This is a genomic window from Silvimonas soli (genome assembly GCF_030035605.1).
In the GTDB taxonomy this organism is placed as follows: domain Bacteria; phylum Pseudomonadota; class Gammaproteobacteria; order Burkholderiales; family Chitinibacteraceae; genus Silvimonas; species Silvimonas soli.
In genome coordinates this window covers 914,110-931,940 of the sequence record NZ_CP106736.1, presented here as the reverse complement: position 1 = coordinate 931,940, position 17,831 = coordinate 914,110, and the positions used below count along the sequence as shown (strand labels likewise).

The 17,831-nt window shown below is 55.8% G+C and carries 19 protein-coding genes, 2 tRNA genes and 1 pseudogene; 17 read left to right on the top strand and 5 right to left on the bottom strand.

The genetic code is table 11. The features are described 5' to 3' along the window. Window positions 1-32 precede the first annotated feature (32 nt). The 13 genes from N7220_RS04320 (at window position 33) to N7220_RS04260 (ending at window position 11,516) form a co-directional block, all read left to right on the top strand. Window positions 33-1,550, top strand: a complete 1,518-nt coding sequence (locus tag N7220_RS04320; protein WP_283150238.1) for an NADH-quinone oxidoreductase subunit M — start codon at window positions 33-35, stop codon at window positions 1,548-1,550. Window positions 1,551-1,593: 43 nt separating this feature from the next. Next, window positions 1,594-3,048 carry an NADH-quinone oxidoreductase subunit NuoN gene (nuoN, locus tag N7220_RS04315; protein ID WP_283150237.1) on the top strand — a complete coding sequence of 485 codons (1,455 nt, stop codon included), beginning with the start codon at window positions 1,594-1,596 and terminating at the stop codon, window positions 3,046-3,048. 7 nt (window positions 3,049-3,055) lie between these two features. Next, the gene (locus N7220_RS04310; protein WP_283150236.1) at window positions 3,056-3,355 is read left to right on the top strand and encodes a DUF2818 family protein; all 300 of its coding nucleotides are present in this window, start codon (window positions 3,056-3,058) and stop codon (window positions 3,353-3,355) included. 212 nt (window positions 3,356-3,567) lie between these two features. Then, a tRNA-Val gene (locus N7220_RS04305) sits at window positions 3,568-3,644 on the top strand. A 227-nt stretch (window positions 3,645-3,871) separates the two neighbouring features. After that, a complete protein-coding gene (gene thrS / locus N7220_RS04300; RefSeq protein WP_283150235.1) occupies window positions 3,872-5,770 on the top strand; it encodes a threonine--tRNA ligase in 1,899 nt (632 codons plus the stop codon). 62 nt (window positions 5,771-5,832) lie between these two features. Continuing rightward, the gene (gene infC / locus N7220_RS04295; protein ID WP_283151397.1) at window positions 5,833-6,354 is read left to right on the top strand and encodes a translation initiation factor IF-3; all 522 of its coding nucleotides are present in this window, start codon (window positions 5,833-5,835) and stop codon (window positions 6,352-6,354) included. A 193-nt stretch (window positions 6,355-6,547) separates the two neighbouring features. After that, window positions 6,548-6,745 (top strand): 50S ribosomal protein L35, encoded by a 198-nt coding sequence (gene rpmI / locus N7220_RS04290; RefSeq protein WP_283150234.1) that lies wholly within the window; start codon window positions 6,548-6,550, stop codon window positions 6,743-6,745. A gap of 16 nt (window positions 6,746-6,761) precedes the next feature. Beyond that, window positions 6,762-7,121 carry a 50S ribosomal protein L20 gene (gene rplT / locus N7220_RS04285; RefSeq protein ID WP_283150233.1) on the top strand — a complete coding sequence of 120 codons (360 nt, stop codon included), beginning with the start codon at window positions 6,762-6,764 and terminating at the stop codon, window positions 7,119-7,121. A gap of 166 nt (window positions 7,122-7,287) precedes the next feature. Then, a complete protein-coding gene (gene pheS, locus N7220_RS04280) occupies window positions 7,288-8,283 on the top strand; it encodes a phenylalanine--tRNA ligase subunit alpha (RefSeq protein ID WP_283150232.1) in 996 nt (331 codons plus the stop codon). Between the two features lie 15 nt (window positions 8,284-8,298). Beyond that, window positions 8,299-10,653: a phenylalanine--tRNA ligase subunit beta gene (gene pheT, locus N7220_RS04275; RefSeq protein ID WP_283150231.1), complete on the top strand. Its 2,355-nt coding sequence runs from the start codon at window positions 8,299-8,301 to the stop codon at window positions 10,651-10,653. 64 nt (window positions 10,654-10,717) lie between these two features. After that, window positions 10,718-11,035 carry an integration host factor subunit alpha gene (locus tag N7220_RS04270; RefSeq protein ID WP_283150230.1) on the top strand — a complete coding sequence of 106 codons (318 nt, stop codon included), beginning with the start codon at window positions 10,718-10,720 and terminating at the stop codon, window positions 11,033-11,035. After that, complete coding sequence (locus tag N7220_RS04265) at window positions 11,001-11,369, top strand: MerR family transcriptional regulator (RefSeq protein ID WP_283150229.1); 369 nt, start codon at window positions 11,001-11,003, stop codon at window positions 11,367-11,369. The genes N7220_RS04270 and N7220_RS04265 overlap by 35 nt, the downstream gene beginning before the upstream one ends. Before the next feature lie 70 nt (window positions 11,370-11,439). After that, window positions 11,440-11,516 (top strand) — tRNA-Pro (locus N7220_RS04260). 559 nt (window positions 11,517-12,075) lie between these two features. Here the strand turns inward: N7220_RS04260 and N7220_RS20755 are convergent. Further along, complete coding sequence (locus N7220_RS20755; protein ID WP_390901565.1) at window positions 12,076-12,285, bottom strand: helix-turn-helix transcriptional regulator; 210 nt, start codon at window positions 12,283-12,285, stop codon at window positions 12,076-12,078. A 462-nt stretch (window positions 12,286-12,747) separates the two neighbouring features. On the opposite strand from N7220_RS20755, the gene N7220_RS04255 reads away from it, so the two are divergent. The 3 genes from N7220_RS04255 (at window position 12,748) to istB (ending at window position 14,618) form a co-directional block, all read left to right on the top strand. Next, a complete protein-coding gene (locus tag N7220_RS04255; RefSeq protein WP_283150228.1) occupies window positions 12,748-13,155 on the top strand; it encodes a hypothetical protein in 408 nt (135 codons plus the stop codon). A 183-nt stretch (window positions 13,156-13,338) separates the two neighbouring features. Beyond that, window positions 13,339-13,776, top strand: a complete 438-nt coding sequence (locus N7220_RS04250) for a hypothetical protein (protein WP_283150227.1) — start codon at window positions 13,339-13,341, stop codon at window positions 13,774-13,776. A gap of 26 nt (window positions 13,777-13,802) precedes the next feature. Then, on the top strand, window positions 13,803-14,618 hold the full coding sequence (gene istB / locus N7220_RS04245) for an IS21-like element helper ATPase IstB (RefSeq protein WP_390901564.1): 816 nt from the start codon (window positions 13,803-13,805) through the stop codon (window positions 14,616-14,618). Between the two features lie 96 nt (window positions 14,619-14,714). Here istB and N7220_RS04240 read toward each other — a convergent pair whose 3' ends face one another. Then, on the bottom strand, window positions 14,715-14,981 hold the full coding sequence (locus N7220_RS04240; protein ID WP_283151469.1) for a hypothetical protein: 267 nt from the start codon (window positions 14,979-14,981) through the stop codon (window positions 14,715-14,717). Between the two features lie 80 nt (window positions 14,982-15,061). Between N7220_RS04240 and N7220_RS04235 the strand changes: the two are divergent. Then, window positions 15,062-15,742 (top strand): annotated as a pseudogene (locus tag N7220_RS04235) (IS3 family transposase); the annotation flags it as partial. Here the strand turns inward: N7220_RS04235 and N7220_RS04230 are convergent. From N7220_RS04230 to N7220_RS04220, 3 genes are all read right to left on the bottom strand, one after another. Then, the gene (locus N7220_RS04230) at window positions 15,712-16,257 is read right to left on the bottom strand and encodes a hypothetical protein (RefSeq protein ID WP_283150226.1); all 546 of its coding nucleotides are present in this window, start codon (window positions 16,255-16,257) and stop codon (window positions 15,712-15,714) included. The pseudogene N7220_RS04235 and the gene N7220_RS04230 sit on opposite strands and share 31 nt — an antisense overlap. A gap of 77 nt (window positions 16,258-16,334) precedes the next feature. Then, complete coding sequence (locus N7220_RS04225) at window positions 16,335-16,976, bottom strand: BON domain-containing protein (protein ID WP_283150225.1); 642 nt, start codon at window positions 16,974-16,976, stop codon at window positions 16,335-16,337. A gap of 124 nt (window positions 16,977-17,100) precedes the next feature. Then, the gene (locus tag N7220_RS04220; RefSeq protein WP_283150224.1) at window positions 17,101-17,817 is read right to left on the bottom strand and encodes a Crp/Fnr family transcriptional regulator; all 717 of its coding nucleotides are present in this window, start codon (window positions 17,815-17,817) and stop codon (window positions 17,101-17,103) included. Window positions 17,818-17,831: the final 14 nt, after the last annotated feature.

The following is a 17,831-nucleotide window of genomic DNA, read 5'->3' as shown; positions in this document are numbered from 1 at the left end:
AGTTCAGAGTAATTAAAACAAGCAGGTAGACTATGACGGGTAATCTTCTGAGCCTCACGATCTGGCTGCCGATCGCGGCAGGCCTGGTGGTGCTGGCAACCGGGGGCGATGACAAAGCGCCGTTGGCGCGCTGGCTGGCACTGATCGGCGCACTGCTGGGCTTTCTGGTATCGCTGCCGCTTTACACCGGCTTTGACACGCTGAATGGCGGCATGCAATTCACTGAGTTCACACCGTGGATTGCAACGTTCAATATCAACTACGCGCTGGGTGTGGATGGCCTGTCGGTGTGGTTTGTGATCTTGAACTCCTTCACCACGTTGATGGTGGTGCTGGCGGGCTGGCAAGTGATCGAAAAGCGGGTTGCGCAGTACATGGCCGCATTCCTGATCATGTCGGGTTTGATCAACGGCGCCTTTGCCGCACAAGACGCGATTCTGTTCTACGTGTTCTTTGAAGCCATGCTGATCCCGATGTACCTGATCATTGGTATCTGGGGTGGTCCGCGCCGTGTGTATGCGTCGATCAAGTTCTTCCTGTACACCTTGCTGGGTTCGTTGCTGACCCTGGTTGCTTTCATCTATCTGTACGGTCAGGCCAACGGCTCGTTCGCGATTGCCGACTTCGCCCGCCTGCCGCTGACGATGACTGCGCAAGGTCTGCTGCTGATTGCCTTCTTCTTTGCCTTTGCGGTGAAGGTGCCGATGTGGCCTGTCCACACCTGGTTGCCGGATGCCCACGTTGAAGCACCAACCGGTGGTTCGATGGTACTGGCGGCAATTACACTGAAGCTGGGTGCTTACGGTTTCCTGCGATTCGCGCTGCCGATCGTGCCGGATGCTTGCCGTGAATATGCCTGGGTGTTCATTCTGTTCTCGCTGATCGCCGTGGTTTACATCGGTATGGTCGCGCTGGTGCAGACTGACATGAAAAAGCTGGTGGCTTATTCATCGATCTCGCACATGGGCTTTGTGACACTGGGCTTCTTCATGTTTGCCGGTGGCACGCAGATGAACCAGTTCGCAGTGGAAGGCGCCATCGTGCAGATGATCTCGCACGGCTTTGTTTCTGCCGCGATGTTCTTCTGTATCGGTGTGATGTACGACCGCGTGCACAGCCGCAAGATCGCTGATTACGGCGGCGTCGCGAACAAGATGCCAATCTTTGCCAGCTTCATGATGCTGTTTGCCATGGCTAACTCCGGTTTGCCAGCCACATCTGGTTTCGTGGGTGAGTTCTTCGTGGTGCTGGGCGCGATCCAGGTCAATTTCTGGTACGCCTTCTTTGCAGCCACCACGCTGGTCTTCGGTGCGGCTTACACACTGTGGATGTACAAGCGAGTCATTTTTGGTGACGTGGCCAATCATCACGTTGCTGAACTGAAAGACGTCAACAAGCGCGAGTTCCTGGTGTTGGCCGTGCTGGCTGTTACCGTACTTGGCATGGGTCTGTATCCGAAGATGTTTACCGACCTGATGCACGTTTCCGTTAACGATCTGATCTGGCATGTGTCGCAGTCCAAGCTGCCCCAGCCTCAATTGCCCCAATAACCGGCTGATTGACCGAAATGATGAATTTAAAAGGGTTTAGAGCATGACCTGGACCAGTCTTAACGCATGGGCTGCTGCACCGGAGATTTTTCTCCTGATCGCGGTGTCGGCCATTTTGCTGATCGATCTTTTCTTGTCTGACGCCAAGCGTCACGTAACGTATCTGCTGACTCTGATCGCACTGGCTGTAACAGCCTGTCTGCTGGTCAATGGCATGACCCATCCTTCGCAGATCGCCTTTAACGGCATGTTTGTGGCCGATCCGCTGGCCGGGGTTGCCAAAGTGGCGATGATCCTGGGCGTGGCACTCGTGCTGATCTATGGTCGCTCGTACGCCGAAGCACGCGGTATCTACAAGGGCGAACTGTTCTCGCTGACCTTGTTTGCGCTGCTGGGCATGATGGTGATGACCTCGTCGCTCAACTTCGTCACGCTGTACGTGGGTCTGGAGTTGCTGTCGCTGTCGCTGTACGCACTGGTTGGTCTGCGCCGTGAGTCCGTGCAAGCCACCGAAGCCGCCATGAAGTACTTCGTGCTGGGCGCGCTGGCTTCCGGGATGCTGCTGTATGGTATGTCGATGGTTTACGGTGCAACGCAAAGCCTGGATGTACTGGTTATTGCCCAGCGCATCATGAGTGGCGAAGCCAACCGTCTGCTGACCGTGTTTGGTCTGGTGTTCATCGTGACCGGTATCGGCTTCAAGCTCGGCGCCGTGCCATTCCATATGTGGGTGCCTGACGTTTACGAAGGCTCGCCAACGCTGATCGCCCAACTGATCGGTTCGGCCCCAAAGATTGCTGCATTTGCTTTTGTGATCCGCATTCTGGCGCAAGGTCTGGAAAGCTACGCTCCGGACTGGCGCGGGATGCTGATGATCATGGCGGTGCTGTCACTGGCTTTGGGTAACCTCTCGGCGATTGCACAATCCAATATCAAGCGGATGTTTGCGTATTCCACTATCTCGCACATGGGCTTCCTGCTGCTGGGTATTCTGGTGGGCACGCCGGTGGGTTATGCCGCAGCGTTCTTCTATGCGGTGACCTACATGCTGACCACCGCTGCCGGTTTCGGCGTGGTGATGTTGCTGTCGCGTGAAGGTTTTGAAGCAGACCGTATCGACGACTTCAAGGGTCTGAACCAACGCAGCCCATGGTTTGCCGCCATGATGCTGCTGGTGATGTTCTCGATGGCAGGTATCCCGGTGTTCGTCGGCTTCTTTGCCAAGCTGGCCATTCTGGAAGCCGTCGTCAACATGGGCCTGACCTGGCTGGCCGTTTACGGCGTGCTGATGTCGGTAATTGGTGCCTTCTATTACCTGCGCGTAGTCAAGGTCATGTACTTTGATGATGCCGAAGATCACAGCCCGATCGTGGCCGGTATTGATGCCCGCGTGGTGTTGTCGGTTAACTGTCTGTTGTTGCTGGTGATTGGCCTGATGCCAGATCGTCTCTTGTTCCTTTTGTCTTCTGCCGTAGCGCACTCGCTACTGCAGATGTAAGGCGACAATGCTGGAAATTGCACTGCTTTGCGGATTGGCGGTCTTGGCTGCCAATTTGCCTTTCCTGACCGACCGGGTGGCGTTTGCCATTCCAGGCGACAAGCTGAAGAAGCATTTTGGCTGGCGCTCGCTGGAACTGGTCATTCTGTATTTTCTGGTTGGCGGGATTGCGCGCGTGCTTGAAGCGCGCGTCACCAGCGTGCAACCGCAGCACTGGGAATTCTTTGCTGCGACTGGCGCATTGTTTATCGTGATGGCGTGGCCAGGTTTTGTCTGGCGCTATTTCTGGCGCAAGCCAGGGCTGTAATGGCCAAAGCAAAAAACCCCGCTACTTATGCGGGGTTTTTTGTTTCTGGAACTGACGCCGTTTGTTTGCGGTGGCCTGACTGGTTCGATGCATGTACGCCGAAGCTTCAAACGGGCAGGGGACAACACCCGCAAAAAGCCGGCACATCAGGAATTTTTCACAAAGGGACTTGCGGTCAGGCGAAGTTGCCGCTAATATCGCTCTCCTTCGACAGGCACGTAGCTCAGCTGGTTAGAGCACCACCTTGACATGGTGGGGGTCGTTGGTTCGAGTCCAATCGTGCCTACCAACGAAATAAACAAAGGAAACAAAGCCATGTTCCGAACTACCACGACTACCGGTAAATAAACGCGGTAGCCGTGCTATGGCTTTGGTTTCATAAAAAGTGCGGCGCTCTGCCCGCACTTTTTTTTTGCCCTTTTCCAGCGTTGCGAAATGCGGCAATCGACAAAACGGTTTTCCGGCTACGCAAATGCACCGGAAGCCAAAAGACAAACGGATTTAAGGCGACAGATCATGATCTCGATTACGCTTCCCGATGGTTCCAAACGTGAATTCGATGCACCAATCAGTGTGGCTGGCGTGGCTGGCAGCATTGGTGCTGGACTGGCCCGCGCTGCGCTGGCTGGCAAGGTTAACGGCCAGCTGGTCGATACCAGCTTTGTGATCGATCGAGATGTAAATCTGGCCATCGTGACGGATCGGGATGCTGATGGTCTGGAAGTAATCCGCCATTCCACCGCTCACTTGCTGGCGTATGCCGTCAAGTCTTTGTTCCCGGAAGCGCAAGTTACCATCGGCCCGGTAATTGAAGACGGCTTTTATTACGACTTCAGCTACAAGCGCCCGTTCACGCCTGAAGATCTGGCCGCGATTGAAAAGAAAATGGCTGAACTGGCCAAACAAGACATTCCGGTTGAGCGCTACGAGTTGTCGCGCGATGCGGCTGTTGAATATTTCAAAGGCATCGGTGAGGCCTACAAGGCCGAAATCATTGCCTCGATTCCGGCTGATCAGGCGTTGAGCCTGTACCGTGAAGGTGACTTCACCGACTTGTGTCGCGGCCCGCACGTACCGTCCACTGGCAAGCTGAAAGTCTTCAAGCTGATGAAAGTGGCCGGTGCCTACTGGCGTGGCGACTCCAAGAACGAAATGCTGACGCGTATCTACGGCACCGCGTGGGCGAAGAAAGAAGACCTCGAAGCCTATCTGCATCGTCTGGAAGAGGCCGAAAAGCGCGATCACCGCAAGATCGGTAAAGCGCTGGACCTGTTCCATATGCAAGAAGAAGCACCTGGCATGGTGTTCTGGCACCCGAAGGGCTGGCAGCTGTGGCAATCGGTGGAGCAATACATGCGCCGCCGCCTGGTCAAGGCAGGCTACCAGGAGGTGCGCACACCGCAGATCATGGATCGCGCGCTGTGGGAGAAATCCGGTCACTGGGAGAACTACCAGGAAAACATGTTCATCACTGAGTCGGAAAAGCGTACTTACGCCGTCAAGCCGATGAACTGCCCGGGTCATGTCCAGATTTTCAATAGCGATCTGCGTTCCTATCGTGATCTGCCGCTGCGTCTGGCCGAGTTTGGCGCTTGCCATCGCAATGAACCGTCCGGCTCGCTGCATGGTTTGATGCGTGTGCGTGGCTTTACCCAAGATGACGCCCATATCTTCTGTACCGATGCCCAGTTCATCGAAGAAGCCAAGGTATTCCACGCACTGGCCATGAGCGTGTATGACGACATGGGCTTTGAACAGGTCGACATCAAGTTGGCTCTGCGCCCGGAAAAACGTGCCGGTAGCGATGAAGGCTGGGACAAAGCCGAGCAGGGCATGCGTGAGGCGTTGCAAGCCTGTGGCGTGCAGTGGGAAGAATTGCCGGGCGAAGGCGCGTTCTACGGCCCGAAGATCGAATACCACATCAAGGACGCGATTGGTCGCTCCTGGCAGTGCGGTACGCTGCAGCTGGACTTCGTGTTGCCGGAGCGTCTCGGTCCAGAGTACGTGGCGGAAGACAACACCAAGCAAAAACCGATCATGCTGCACCGTGCCATCGTGGGTTCGATGGAGCGCTTCCTGGGCATCCTGATCGAAAACTTTGCCGGTTCGTTCCCCTTGTGGCTGGCTCCGACTCAGTTGGTGGTGATGAATATCTCCGAACATCAGTCGGAATATGTACAAGAAGTGACCCAAATGCTCACTCAAGCAGGTTTCCGTGTACAGGCGGACTTGAGAAACGAGAAAATAACCTATAAAATTCGAGAACATAGCTTGCAGCGCTTGCCGTACCAACTGATTGTTGGCGATAAGGAAAAAGCTGAAGGCTTGGTGGCCGTGCGTAGTCGAAGTGGTGAAGACCTCGGGCAAATGTCGGTTGCAGCGCTTATTGAGCGTCTCAAGACCGAATTACTGTAAGAGGCTTTTTTACCCAAGACCGTTCGCACGGTTTTGTTTTTGAATGACTTGGAGAATTCAAGATAGCTGCTCAAGATAAGGAGCCGCGGATCAACGGCGAGATTACCGCGCGCGAAGTGCGTTTGCAGGATGCCCAGGGTGAACAACTGGGTGTGATTAGTTTGCAAGAGGCCTTGTCCAAAGCCGAAGAGGCTGAACTGGACTTGGTCGAAATTGCGCCAAATGCGACGCCGCCGGTCTGCCGCATCATGGACTACGGCAAGTACAAGTACGAGAAGTCCAAAAAAGATCACGCGGCCAAGCTCAAGCAGAAGCAGATCCAGGTCAAGGAAGTTAAATTCCGTCCCGGGACTGATGAAAACGACTACCAGGTGAAACTCAAAAACCTGATCCGTTTTCTCACTGAAGGCGATAAGGCCAAGATTACTTTGCGATTCCGTGGGCGTGAAATGGCTCACCAGGAAATCGGTATGGCGCAGTTGAAGCGGGTGGAAGCAGATCTGGTTGATCTGGCAGTAGTTGAGCAATTCCCCCGTCTTGAAGGGCGTCAAATGGTGATGATGTTGGCACCTAAGAAGAAGTAATTCTTCCTGATGGTGGCAAGTTTCTAGCCAGTGTAGTTTTCAAGCGGGGGTGCGGCTGCCCCCGCTAATGTTTCGGGCGACGGGAAACCGGAAGCCGGAACAAGCGGCCGCAATAAAAGCGTGGTGGCGGGCTTAAAGTTCTTCGCAAGAAGGCGCCTGTTGCCGAATCTAAACATACTTGGAGAGCATACAAATGCCCAAGATGAAAACCAAGAGTGGCGCTGCGAAGCGCCTTAAAGTACTCGGCGGTGGTGGTGTAAAGCGCAGCAAAGCGTTCAAGCGCCACATCCTGACCAAGAAAACCACCAAAAACAAGCGTCAATTGCGCGGTACCTGCATGGTCGATTCGACCAACATGGGTAGTGTGCGTGCGATGTTGCCCTACGCGTAACTAAAGGAGATTAAATATGCCTCGCGTTAAACGTGGTGTAACAGCCCGCGCTCGTCACAAGAAAATCCTGAATCTGGCGAAGGGCTATCGCGGCCGTCGCAAGAACGTATACCGCGTTGCCAAGCAAGCGGTAATGAAGGCTGGCCAATACGCCTACCGTGACCGCCGTCAAAAGAAACGTCAGTTCCGTCAGCTGTGGATTGCGCGTATCAACGCTGCATCCCGCGAACTGGGTCTGGCGTACAGCAAGTTCATGAACGGTCTGAAGAAGGCCGGGATCGAGGTAGACCGCAAGGTTCTGGCCGATATGGCAATTTTCGACAAGCCGGCATTTGCCCAGTTTGTTGAGAAAGCCAAGGCTAGCCTCGTTGCTTGATGAATGAAGGTGCTGCCGCTTAGGTGGCGGCGCCTCATTTGCAATTGGCAAGATCAGGGAGGCTTCCCGGCCTCCCTTTTTTATTGGTTTGCGGTCTTCAGTGTTTTGCTGAAGATGCGTTTGCTTCAATTCCAGGCAGGAGCGCGCGTAAAGCGCGACATTCGATATGGACGTACAAGCCCTTCTTGCGCAAGGCCTCGCCGAACTGAATGCGACCAGTGAAGCGCCCGCACTGGAAAATGTAAAAGCCAAATACGTCGGCAAAGAAGGCGCGATCACCGCGCTGCTCAAGCAGCTCGCCACTTTGCCGCCAGAAGAAAAGAAAACCTTTGGCGCGACCGTCAATCAAGCCCGTCAGGCTTTTGAGGCCACGCTGAATGCCCGCCGCGATGCACTGGCTCAGGAAAAACTGGCTCGCCAGCTCGCCGCAGAAGCGCTCGATATCACTTTGCCCGGTCGTTCCCACGGCCTGGGTGGTCTGCATCCGGTAACGCTGGTGCAACATCGTATTGAAGCGCTGTTTGCTTCGCTCGGTTTCACTGTGGCCGATGGTCCGGAAATCGAGAACGATTTCCACAATTTTGAAGCACTGAACATCCCCAAAGACCACCCGGCTCGCGCCATGCAGGACACCTTCTATGTGGAAGGTTCGACCGCTGCCGAGCCGCTGGTACTGCGCACGCATACCTCGCCGATCCAGGTGCGGTACATGCTCGACAACAAGCCGCCAATCAAGATCGTGGCACCTGGCCGCGTGTATCGCGTGGATTCGGATGCCACTCACTCGCCGATGTTCCATCAAATGGAAGGTCTGTGGGTGGAAGAGGGCGTCTCGTTTGCCGACCTCAAAGCCGTGATTACTGACTGGCTGCGTAATTTCTTCGAGCGCGACGATCTGCAAGTGCGCTTCCGTCCGTCTTTCTTCCCGTTTACCGAACCGTCGGCCGAAGTCGATGTGCTGGGTGAGCGTGGTTGGCTGGAGATCGGCGGTTGCGGCATGGTGCATCCGAACGTGTTGCGCAACGTGGGCATTGATCCGGAAATCTACACCGGCTTTGCCTTCGGTTTCGGGCTCGATCGTTTCGCCATGCTGTATTACGGCGTGAACGATCTGCGGCTCTTCTTCGAGAACGATCTCGCATTCCTGCAGCAATTCAAATAAGCCAGGGCGAATACCATGAAATTCTCTGAACAGTGGTTGCGTAGCTGGGCCAATCCCCAGCTCGAATCTGAAGCGCTGGCTCATCTGTTGACGATGGCCGGGCTGGAAGTAGAAGAAGCCGATCCGGCCGCGCCAGCATTTACCCACGTGATCGTGGCCGAAGTGCTGACCGTTACCCGCCATGAAAACGCTGATCGCTTGAACGTTTGCACGGTCAATGTCGGTGAAGCCGAGCCGATCCAGATCGTCTGCGGTGCGCCGAACGTAGCGCCAGGCATTCGCGTGCCCTGCGCGCGCGTCGGCGCCGTGCTGCCGGGCGACTTCAAGATCAAGCAAGCCAAAGTGCGCGGTGTTGAATCCAACGGCATGCTGTGTTCGGCCAAAGAACTGGGTGTGAGCGAAGAGTCTTCCGGTCTGCTGGTATTGCCAGCCGATGCCCCGGTGGGCGTGGCGCTGCGCGAGTATCTGAATCTGGACGACACGTTGCTGACACTCAAGCTCACGCCCAACCGTGCGGATTGCCTGTCAATTCGCGGTATCGCGCGTGAAGTAGCCGCGTTGACTGGCGTGGCGCAAACCCCGGTGGAAATCACCCCGGTTGCGCCTGCAATTGACGACGCCATCAGCATCAAGCTGGAAGCTGGCAGCGCCTGCCCGCGCTACGCCGGGCGTATCGTCCGTAATATTAATCGCCAGGCCGCTACGCCGGACTGGATGAAGCGACGCCTAGAACGCTCCGGCATTCGCAGTATCTCGGCAGTGGTAGATATTACCAACTACGTGATGCTCGAACTGGGTCAGCCGATGCACGCCTTCGACGCCAACAAGCTGCAAGGCGGCATCCTCGTGCGCTTTGCCCGCGAGGGCGAGAAGCTCACTTTGCTCAATGGCAAAGAGCTGGACCTCGCGACCGACATGCTGGTGATCACCGATGGCACACGCCCGGTGGCTCTGGCTGGCATCATGGGCGGCGCCAATTCTGAAATTGACGACGCATCCACAGACATTTTCCTCGAGTCCGCGTTCTTTGCCCCGGCAGATATCGCCGGCAAAGCACGTCGACTGGGTTTCTCTTCGGACGCGAGCCATCGCTTTGAGCGCGGTGTGGACTTCGGCAACGTGCGCCCGGCGCTGGAACGCGCTACCCAGTTGCTGGTTGATGTGTGTGGCGGCCAGGTCGGTCCCATCGTTGAACAAGTTGCCGAATTGCCCGCCCGCAAGCCGGTGGCCCTGCGCGTATCGCGGGTTGCCAAGGTCTTGGGTTTGACGCTGCCAGGTGACGAAGTATTGTCCCTGCTGCGCCGTCTGGGTCTGTCAGCCGAACTGGCTGGCGACGTCATCACGGTCACTCCGCCGAGTTTTCGCTTCGATCTGGAAATTGAAGAAGATCTGATCGAAGAAGTCGCGCGTGTTTACGGCTATGACAACATCCCGACCCGGCCAGCAGCCAGCCGGATTGCCATGTTGCCGCAACCAGGTAACGCCCGAGACAAATTCTCGCTCAAACGCATTCTGGTGGCTGCCGGCTACCAGGAAAGCATCAACTACTCGTTTGTTGAGGAGAAGTGGGAGCGTGAACTGGCCGGCAACACTGCGCCGGTCAAGCTGATCAACCCGATCGCCAGCCAGATGAGCGTAATGCGTTCATCTTTGTTGGGCGGTTTGGTCAATGCGCTTCAGTACAATCTCAACCGCAAAGCCGAGCGCGTACGCTTGTTTGAAGTTGGCCGGGTGTTCCACGGCGTAACCGCGCAAGTCCAACCGGAAAAAATCGGTGGGCTGGCGTGGGGCACGCGTGATCCGGAACAATGGGCTGCTGCTAAAGCGACTGTTGATTTCTTTGATATCAAAGCAGATGTAGAAGCACTGATCGCCCCGCGTGTGGCAGAATTCCGCCGCGCCAGTCATCCGGCTTTACACCCAGGTCGTTCTGCTGAAATCGTGCTGGATGGCATTGTGGTGGGTTGGCTGGGAGAATTACACCCGCAATGGACTCAAGCTTACGAACTGGGCCAGTCGCCAGTCGTGTTCGAACTGGATGCCGCCGCCCTGTTGTCGGTAAACCCGGTGCGCGCCAAAGCCGTTAGCCGCGTGCAAGCTGTGCGGCGTGATCTGGCTCTGGTGGTAGATGAGTCGCAGTCGCTGGCCGCATTGCAATCGGCTTTTGCCGCTGCAAAACAGCCACTGGTAACCGCTATCGAATTGTTCGATATCTACCGTGGAAAAGGCGTGCCAGAAGGGAAAAAGAGCCTTGCATTCAAAGTGTTAATGCAAGATACTCTCAAAACCCTGACCGACGAGGAAGTAGACGCAACCGTTACCGCGCTGATCGCGGCAGCGCAAGCGTGTGGTGCGACATTGAGAGCGTAAGCCTTATATTTTTTTTTGATTTGCACGCCCTGTGCCGAGTCACATGAGTATTGAGATAACAACAATGACGCTTACCAAAGCAGACCTCGCCGATTTGCTGTTTGATAAGGTTGGCCTGAACAAACGCGAAGCCAAAGATATGGTTGAGGCGTTTTTTGAAGAAATCCGTGCCTCGCTGGAAGAAGGCGACACCGTAAAACTGTCTGGTTTTGGCAACTTTCAGTTGCGCGACAAACCACAGCGCCCGGGCCGCAACCCCAAGACTGGCGAAGAGATCCCGATCTCTGCCCGCCGTGTTGTCACCTTCCATGCCAGCCAGAAACTGAAGGGGCTAGTTGAACTGCACTATGCAAAGCAGCAGCAACGTCATTCCAACCAGTGATCTGCCTTCCATCCCCGCAAAACGCTACTTCACCATTGGTGAAGTGAGCGATTTGTGTGGAGTGAAGCCTCATGTCTTGCGTTACTGGGAACAAGAGTTCACGCAACTCAAACCCGTAAAACGCCGAGGCAACCGCCGCTACTACCAGCATCACGAAGTGTTGCTGGTGCGGCGCATCCGCTCGTTGTTGTACGAGCAAGGTTTCACCATCAGCGGTGCCCGCAACCAACTCGCCCACGCAGGTGAAGAGGCTGCCAACCCGGCTGCAATTTCCATCAAGGAAGAGTTACAAGCCTTGCTGGCATGGCTCAATGAGCCACTCGCCACCCCCTGAACGCCTGACCGTAAAGTCTGTGCAAAAGGGGTAGGCAAAGCCCAGGAGCGCAGCTATAATCGCTCCTCCTCGGAATGTAGCGCAGCCTGGTAGCGCACTTGCATGGGGTGCAAGGGGTCGCGAGTTCGAATCCCGCCATTCCGACCAATAAAAACAAGGGCTTACAGACTTCGGTTTGTAGGCCCTTGTTGCGTTTGGGCTTAAAACCTCTCCACGTACATACATACGTACAGACCGCGGTTTATTATTAGCGTTTTGACGGATGAGCTTTTCCGTTTTGTCCGCAGCGGCTAGGGATTTAGCATGGAAGTCTTCCATTCTAAAACGCAACCTTTGTTTGATCAGCCACAAATCCAAAACGCGTCTGCAGTAGTCTTGTCCTTGCTCAACACGTCTTCTGATCATCACGTCCCGACGCCACCCTACGTTTGTGTTCGCTGTCCAAATTGGGGGAGTCGTTTTGTTCTTAGCGCGTCCCAAACATTTTCAGATCACAGCTTTGATCAAGTGAGGCGCTAACTTGGGATCTTCAACGTCGGACTGTAACGTCGTGCCGCCTGGCAAGCGAAAATCCGCTTGATCAACTGAGATCGGGCTTGTTCACACGGTCACTGTTCGACACAAAAAAAGGCCTGCATTGCGTGCAGGCCTTGGCTGATCTGGTCAACTGCTTTTTTGACGACGAGCAACATGTTGATATTGCCGGTTACTCCTGCGATGAAGCCCGTGGGCGCTGTGTGATCCACGCCTGTACCTCGCTATTCTTCCAGCCTACTGCGTGCATTCCGATCTTGACCGGCAAGGGGAACTCAGGATCGTGGTAATGGCTTTGAGGGTTCATGCGGTTATACAGGCCCGAGCGGCTGAGCCCGGTCATTTTCAGTACGGCTGGGCACCTTAATATTGATTCGCTCATTTCTTCTTTATCCTGTTCCGATCGGGGTGAAGCGTCCAAATGAATGTTGATGATTGACGCCTTCCACCAGTTAAATATTTCCCGAACTGCGTCGTGGTTCAGATTCAAAATCGTTGTGTCAGCAGGTTCTTTTCAACTCCTTAGGGGTGTTTGTTTTGTCATGCTGGGGCTCCTTTCTAAACGGCATTTTTGTCTTGCCAAGACAATTCCCTCTTTTCGGGCCTGTATTTCCGAAATCGGCTGCTGGTGGATATTCCCAAACCGCTTGAGCCGGGTATCGGGCGGCATGGGCTGGAGACCCGTTTTCATCGGTGCGCTGTTTTGCTCAGGCTGCTGCGTGGCCATTTGGCGGCACCAACCCGACGTTCTGTAAACCGCCGCTTCCTCAAATCGCTGGTTAGCCCTGGATCGTCAAACCCGATGGCTTGCGATAAGGGAAGTTGACCGTCCAGTGCCAGCGGCATGACTTTCGGAAGGATCACGAAGGGCCTTTCACTTGAAATAACAAATGACAGCATCCTGATTGGTCATTTGAAAATCAATTCAGCAAAATTTGTTTCATGGCGCTGGGCCTGCCCCTTGTCAGAAGACCAATCTGTAAATGTGCAAAAAACCCGGGTTTTGGTAGGTAAAAAACGAAGCAATCCAGCTTTTACCTACCAAAACCCGGGTTTTTGCCGCATTTCATGGACGGTGTGTCTGCCCCTGCTGGCGGATAACCGGGTTTTGCAGGGAAAAAACCGGTTATTTGGTGGACGCGACCTATGCAACAGGCGCGGGACACAACCGAGTGTTTCTTGGGTGGCCCAGAGTGAAGAGGTCTTCATCCGACGAACGGTATATTTTGTGGTCCCGCGGATACTCATCTGAGCCAGACGCAGACCTGATTGCTCTGTGACCAAAAATATAGAAAACCGGGCGGAAACCGGATTCGAGCCTCAGTGCAACATGTTGGCACGCGTTGAATATTGACCAGATTTCGAGGGTAATTAGCGTTCAAATTTGACCAGGGTGTTCAATCCACCTGCTGAATTATTCAGCAGGAGACACGGAGTGATCACCATGGGTATGTATGCAAAGATCCGGCGTATGCATCTGCGAGAAGGGTTGACCATCAGCGAGATCCAGCGCCGCACCAGTCTGTCCCGCAATACCATCAAAAAGTGGCTGCACGAACCTGAAGGCGGCGAGCCGAAGTACCAACGGCATTCATCCCCCAGCAAGATTGCGGCCCACGCCACCTGGCTGACCCGCGCACTCGAACTGGACCTGCGCCGCCCCAAACGGGATCGCCGCACGGCGTTGCGCCTGTTCCAAGAGATGCAGCAGGCCGGCTTTGCCGGCAGCTATTGCCGTGTCTGTGCCTTCATCCGCCAGTGGCGCGTGGCATCCGCAGCGCGCCCCGCGGCTGCATCAGGCGGCTCGCCCTGCGCTGGTAGAGACCGGATTGCAGATACTGGATGCGCCGACGACGGATACGGCCCGTTATGACCGGCTGCACAATGCGGGGGTGCGCCATGGCTGAGGTGATTGCACTGCTCAAGGAACTGAAGCTGTATGGCATGGCCGGTGCCTGGGCTGACTGGCTCAATCAGGCTGCGCCCGCCGAGATACAGACCACGAGCTGGCTGATCAAGCACCTGATTGATGCAGAGCAGTCAGACCGGGGATTGCGCTCCATCCGCTACCAGCTCAACGCCGCATGCTTCCCGCTCCATCGTGATCTGGCCAGCTTCGACTTCTCTGATACGCGGATTGATCAGGACATGATCGGTGAACTGGCAACGTGTGCCTTCCAGGAGGCTGCCCACAACGTGGTGCTGATTGGCGGCACCGGAACCGGCAAGACCCATCTGGCCATAGCGCTGGGCGAGACCGCCATCAAACAGCATGGCAAGCGGGTCCGCTTTTACGACACAGTGACGCTGGCCAACCTGCTCGAACAGGAAAAGGCCGCCGGCAAACAGGGCCGGCTGGCGCTCAGCCTGCTGCAGATGGATCTGGTGATCCTGGATGAACTGGGCTATCTGCCGTTCTCGCAAGCGGGCGGCGCGTTGCTGTTCCATCTGCTCTCGAAGCTGTACGAGCACACCAGTGTACTGATCACCACCAACCTGACCTTCGCGGAGTGGTCTGCCGTCTTTGGCGATGCCAAGCTGACAACAGCACTGCTGGACCGGTTGACACATCATTGCCATATCGTGGAAACCGGCAACGATTCCTGGCGGTTCCGTCACAGCAGTGCAGCAGCGCGGAACGAAATCCAGTCACGGGAAAGCACAAAGCGGGCTGGTCCGGCATCCCGGCCATTGACGAAGGAGGATGTTGACTGAGCGAATGTTCAGGCAGCCAGACGGCTATAGTTATCCACAATGCCGCCCTGCACCGGGGCGGCCAGGCCCTGATCAATATTGAACGATAATTGCTGCTCAATATTCAACGCTCGCCGACACGATCACTTCCTCTTGCAGACGACGCAGTTGTTCCTTGCGATAGGACACATCGTTGGCTTGGGCGCTCAGCACGTTGTCGTCACCGGTGGCCGTGACGTCGGCAATCATCATCCGACTCTCAACCCGCTCCTTGAGGTTGATGTACTCGTCGAGCGAGATGTCTGGCCAGTAGTTGACCAGCTGGATACTGCTGTTAGGCGAGCCGATGCGATCCACACGGTCAAAGCGCTGGATGATGCGCACGGGGTTCCAGTGGATGTCGTAGTTGATGAGGTAGTCGCAGTCCTGCAGGTTCTGGCCTTCAGAGATGCAATCAGTGCCGATACCGGCGCATGCATGCTGTCCTGCGCCAGGGCCATCCCCGTCTCTCCGAAAAAGTGGTGCGTCGCCTGATGCAGGAGGAGCAGCTTGTTGTTCACCGGACGCGCCGCCGCGGTTACAGTTCTTACTGCGGAGAGATTGGCCAGGCACCGGAGAATCTGCTGGCCAGGCAGTTCCGTGCCCGGTCACCGAACGAGAAGTGGCTGACGGACATCACCGAATTCCCGCTGCCGGCGGGCAAGGTCTATCTCTCTCCGGTGATCGACTGTTTCGAAGGCAAGGTGGTGAGCTGGTCCATCGGCACCCGGCCAGATGCACAACTGGCGAACAGCATGCTGGATCGTGCCATCAGTACGCTGGCCACAGGCGATCAGCCGTTGATTCACAGCGACCGTGGCGGGCATTACCGCTGGCCGGGCTGGGTACAGCGGATCCAGGCGGCCGGTCTTGTCCGTTCGATGTCGCGCAAGGCCTGTTCGGCCGACAATGCAGCCTGCGAAGGCTTCTTCGGGCGGTTGAAAAACGAGATGTATTACGGCCGCAACTGGACCGGCATCACGGTGGAACGGTTCATGCAGGAACTGGACACCTATATCCGCTGGTACAACGAACGACGCATCAAGCTGTCACTGGGTGGGATGAGCCCGGTGGCCTACCGGCACTCCCTTGGGATTGCAACGTAAACCAGTCCAGGAAAACGTCCGCACCCCCCCTGATCAATATTGAACGATAATTGCTGCTCAATATTCAACGCTCGCCGACACAGCAGCATATATTTATCTGCTTTGAGCGCCGTTTCATATTTGATGGCATGGTTGTGCGGCACGCCTACCTGCACCAGCGCAGCACCCAGTGCCGACATGCCACCGACGACGATTGCGCTATCGAGCGCACTGACGAGTACCGCTACCAACGGGCCAGCCATGGCCATCAGACCCAACCCCGGCAAGAAGAAGACTGCCGGTGCCAGCATCAGCCCCCAGATACCGCCCCAGAATGCGCCAATGCCGCCCCAGGCTTTCATGCGGTCGCCCACTGAATAAAACCCGACCGGGTGTTCTTCGGAGTGATAGCCCTTGCCCACGAGGGATAGTTTCTTGACGTCAAAACCAGCGCGGGCCAGATCCTGAATGGCGGCTTCTGCCTCAAGATGCGTATCAAAGACATAAACCGGAGATTGCGATGTATCAGGCGTCATGGCCTTGAATCTGGGAAAAGAGATCGTCGAGTCCCTTAACGGTCCCAAAGCTGCACTGGCCCGACCAGCGATCGAAATCATGGCATTCCCCGGATATTGCTTACCGAACTTTGCATGCCCGGCGTGCCGTGATGCGTATCGGAGACCAGCGCCGTATGGTTTGCAAGCTCAGGCGCTTGCTCAGTAGACAGGCCCTGTTCCAGGGTGTCGAGCATGCCAATCAAAACGCGTTTGTTCTGGCGTGGCGCACCCAACGCGTTGCCTGGCCCCCATTTGTGCAACATTAATCGGGCGCGGGGTTTGATGGTGATTTCGTCGCTCAACCCATCGACTCCCGGCATGTAATGGATGGCGGCAATGATCTTCGCCTTTTGGTAATTCCAGTCGAGTTCGCCGGTCAGCGTGACCCAGCCACTTTCGACCTGCACCTTGAGCGAACGTGGCAACACGCCAGTCGTTTGCTCAAGCAGTCGGGCGATCTCGCGGCTGATCTGCTCATCATTGCCGTGACTGGCCAAGGGCGCGCGTTGATGGCTTTCCAGTACGGTGCCTTCGATACTCGCGGCCTGCCGGGCTGCGCGACGGGCGCCGGTATTTTTGGCAAATAGTGGTGCAGCCGTGCTGTCTTTGAGTTCGATAGCAGCGTGGCGGATTTTGGCCGCTGCCGGCCATTTCAGGCGTTCTTGCGTTTCGGTTTGAAACTCGGAATCGGATTTCATGATCATCCTTCCAGTCATTACAGGAAGGTCAAATGTGCGCTTCACGCACCCCAGCATCTGTGCGGCAGCACACCAAGTGTCAATTCGGTTGGATTCCACGCTGCGGGTGAACAGATACGTTGCATTATTCGGCGAGTGGTTCTGGCAAAAGCCGGTCGTATTCTTTCTTGACCACGGCATAGCATTCGCAAGTGCGCTTTTCCAGTCCGGTACGATCCAGCACCGAGATATGACCACGGGCATAGCGGATCAACCCGGCCTCCTGCAACTTGAGTGCACTCTGGGTGACACCTTCACGCCGCACACCCAGCATGTTGGCGATCAGTTCTTGGGTCATCACCAACTCGTCGCCCTGCAAGCGATCAAGGCTGAGTAAGAGCCAGCGGCATAACTGCTGATCCAGCGAGTGGTGGCGGTTGCACACAGCGGTTTGCGCCATCTGGGTGATCAGCGCCTGGGTATAACGCAGCATCAAGTGCAATACCGGTGTGCGGATGAACTCATCTTTCATGACTTGGGCCTTGAGCCGATAGCCATGTCCGGCGCTTTGCACTACGGCGCGGCTGGGCGTGGATTCGCCCCCCATGAACAGCGAAATACCGACGATGCCTTCATTGCCGACAATGGCGATTTCGGCCGAGGCGCCGTTCTCCATCACATACAGCAAGGACACAATCGCGGTGGTGGGAAAGTAGACATGACTCATTTTCGAACCAGACTCATACAACACCTGGCCCAGAGACAAATCGATGTGTTCAAGCTGGGGTGCCCAGCGTTGCCATTCTTCTTGTGGCAGCGCTGCCAGCAATTGATTTTTTTTCGGGTTTAGCGCAATGACCATAGCGACACTCCGGG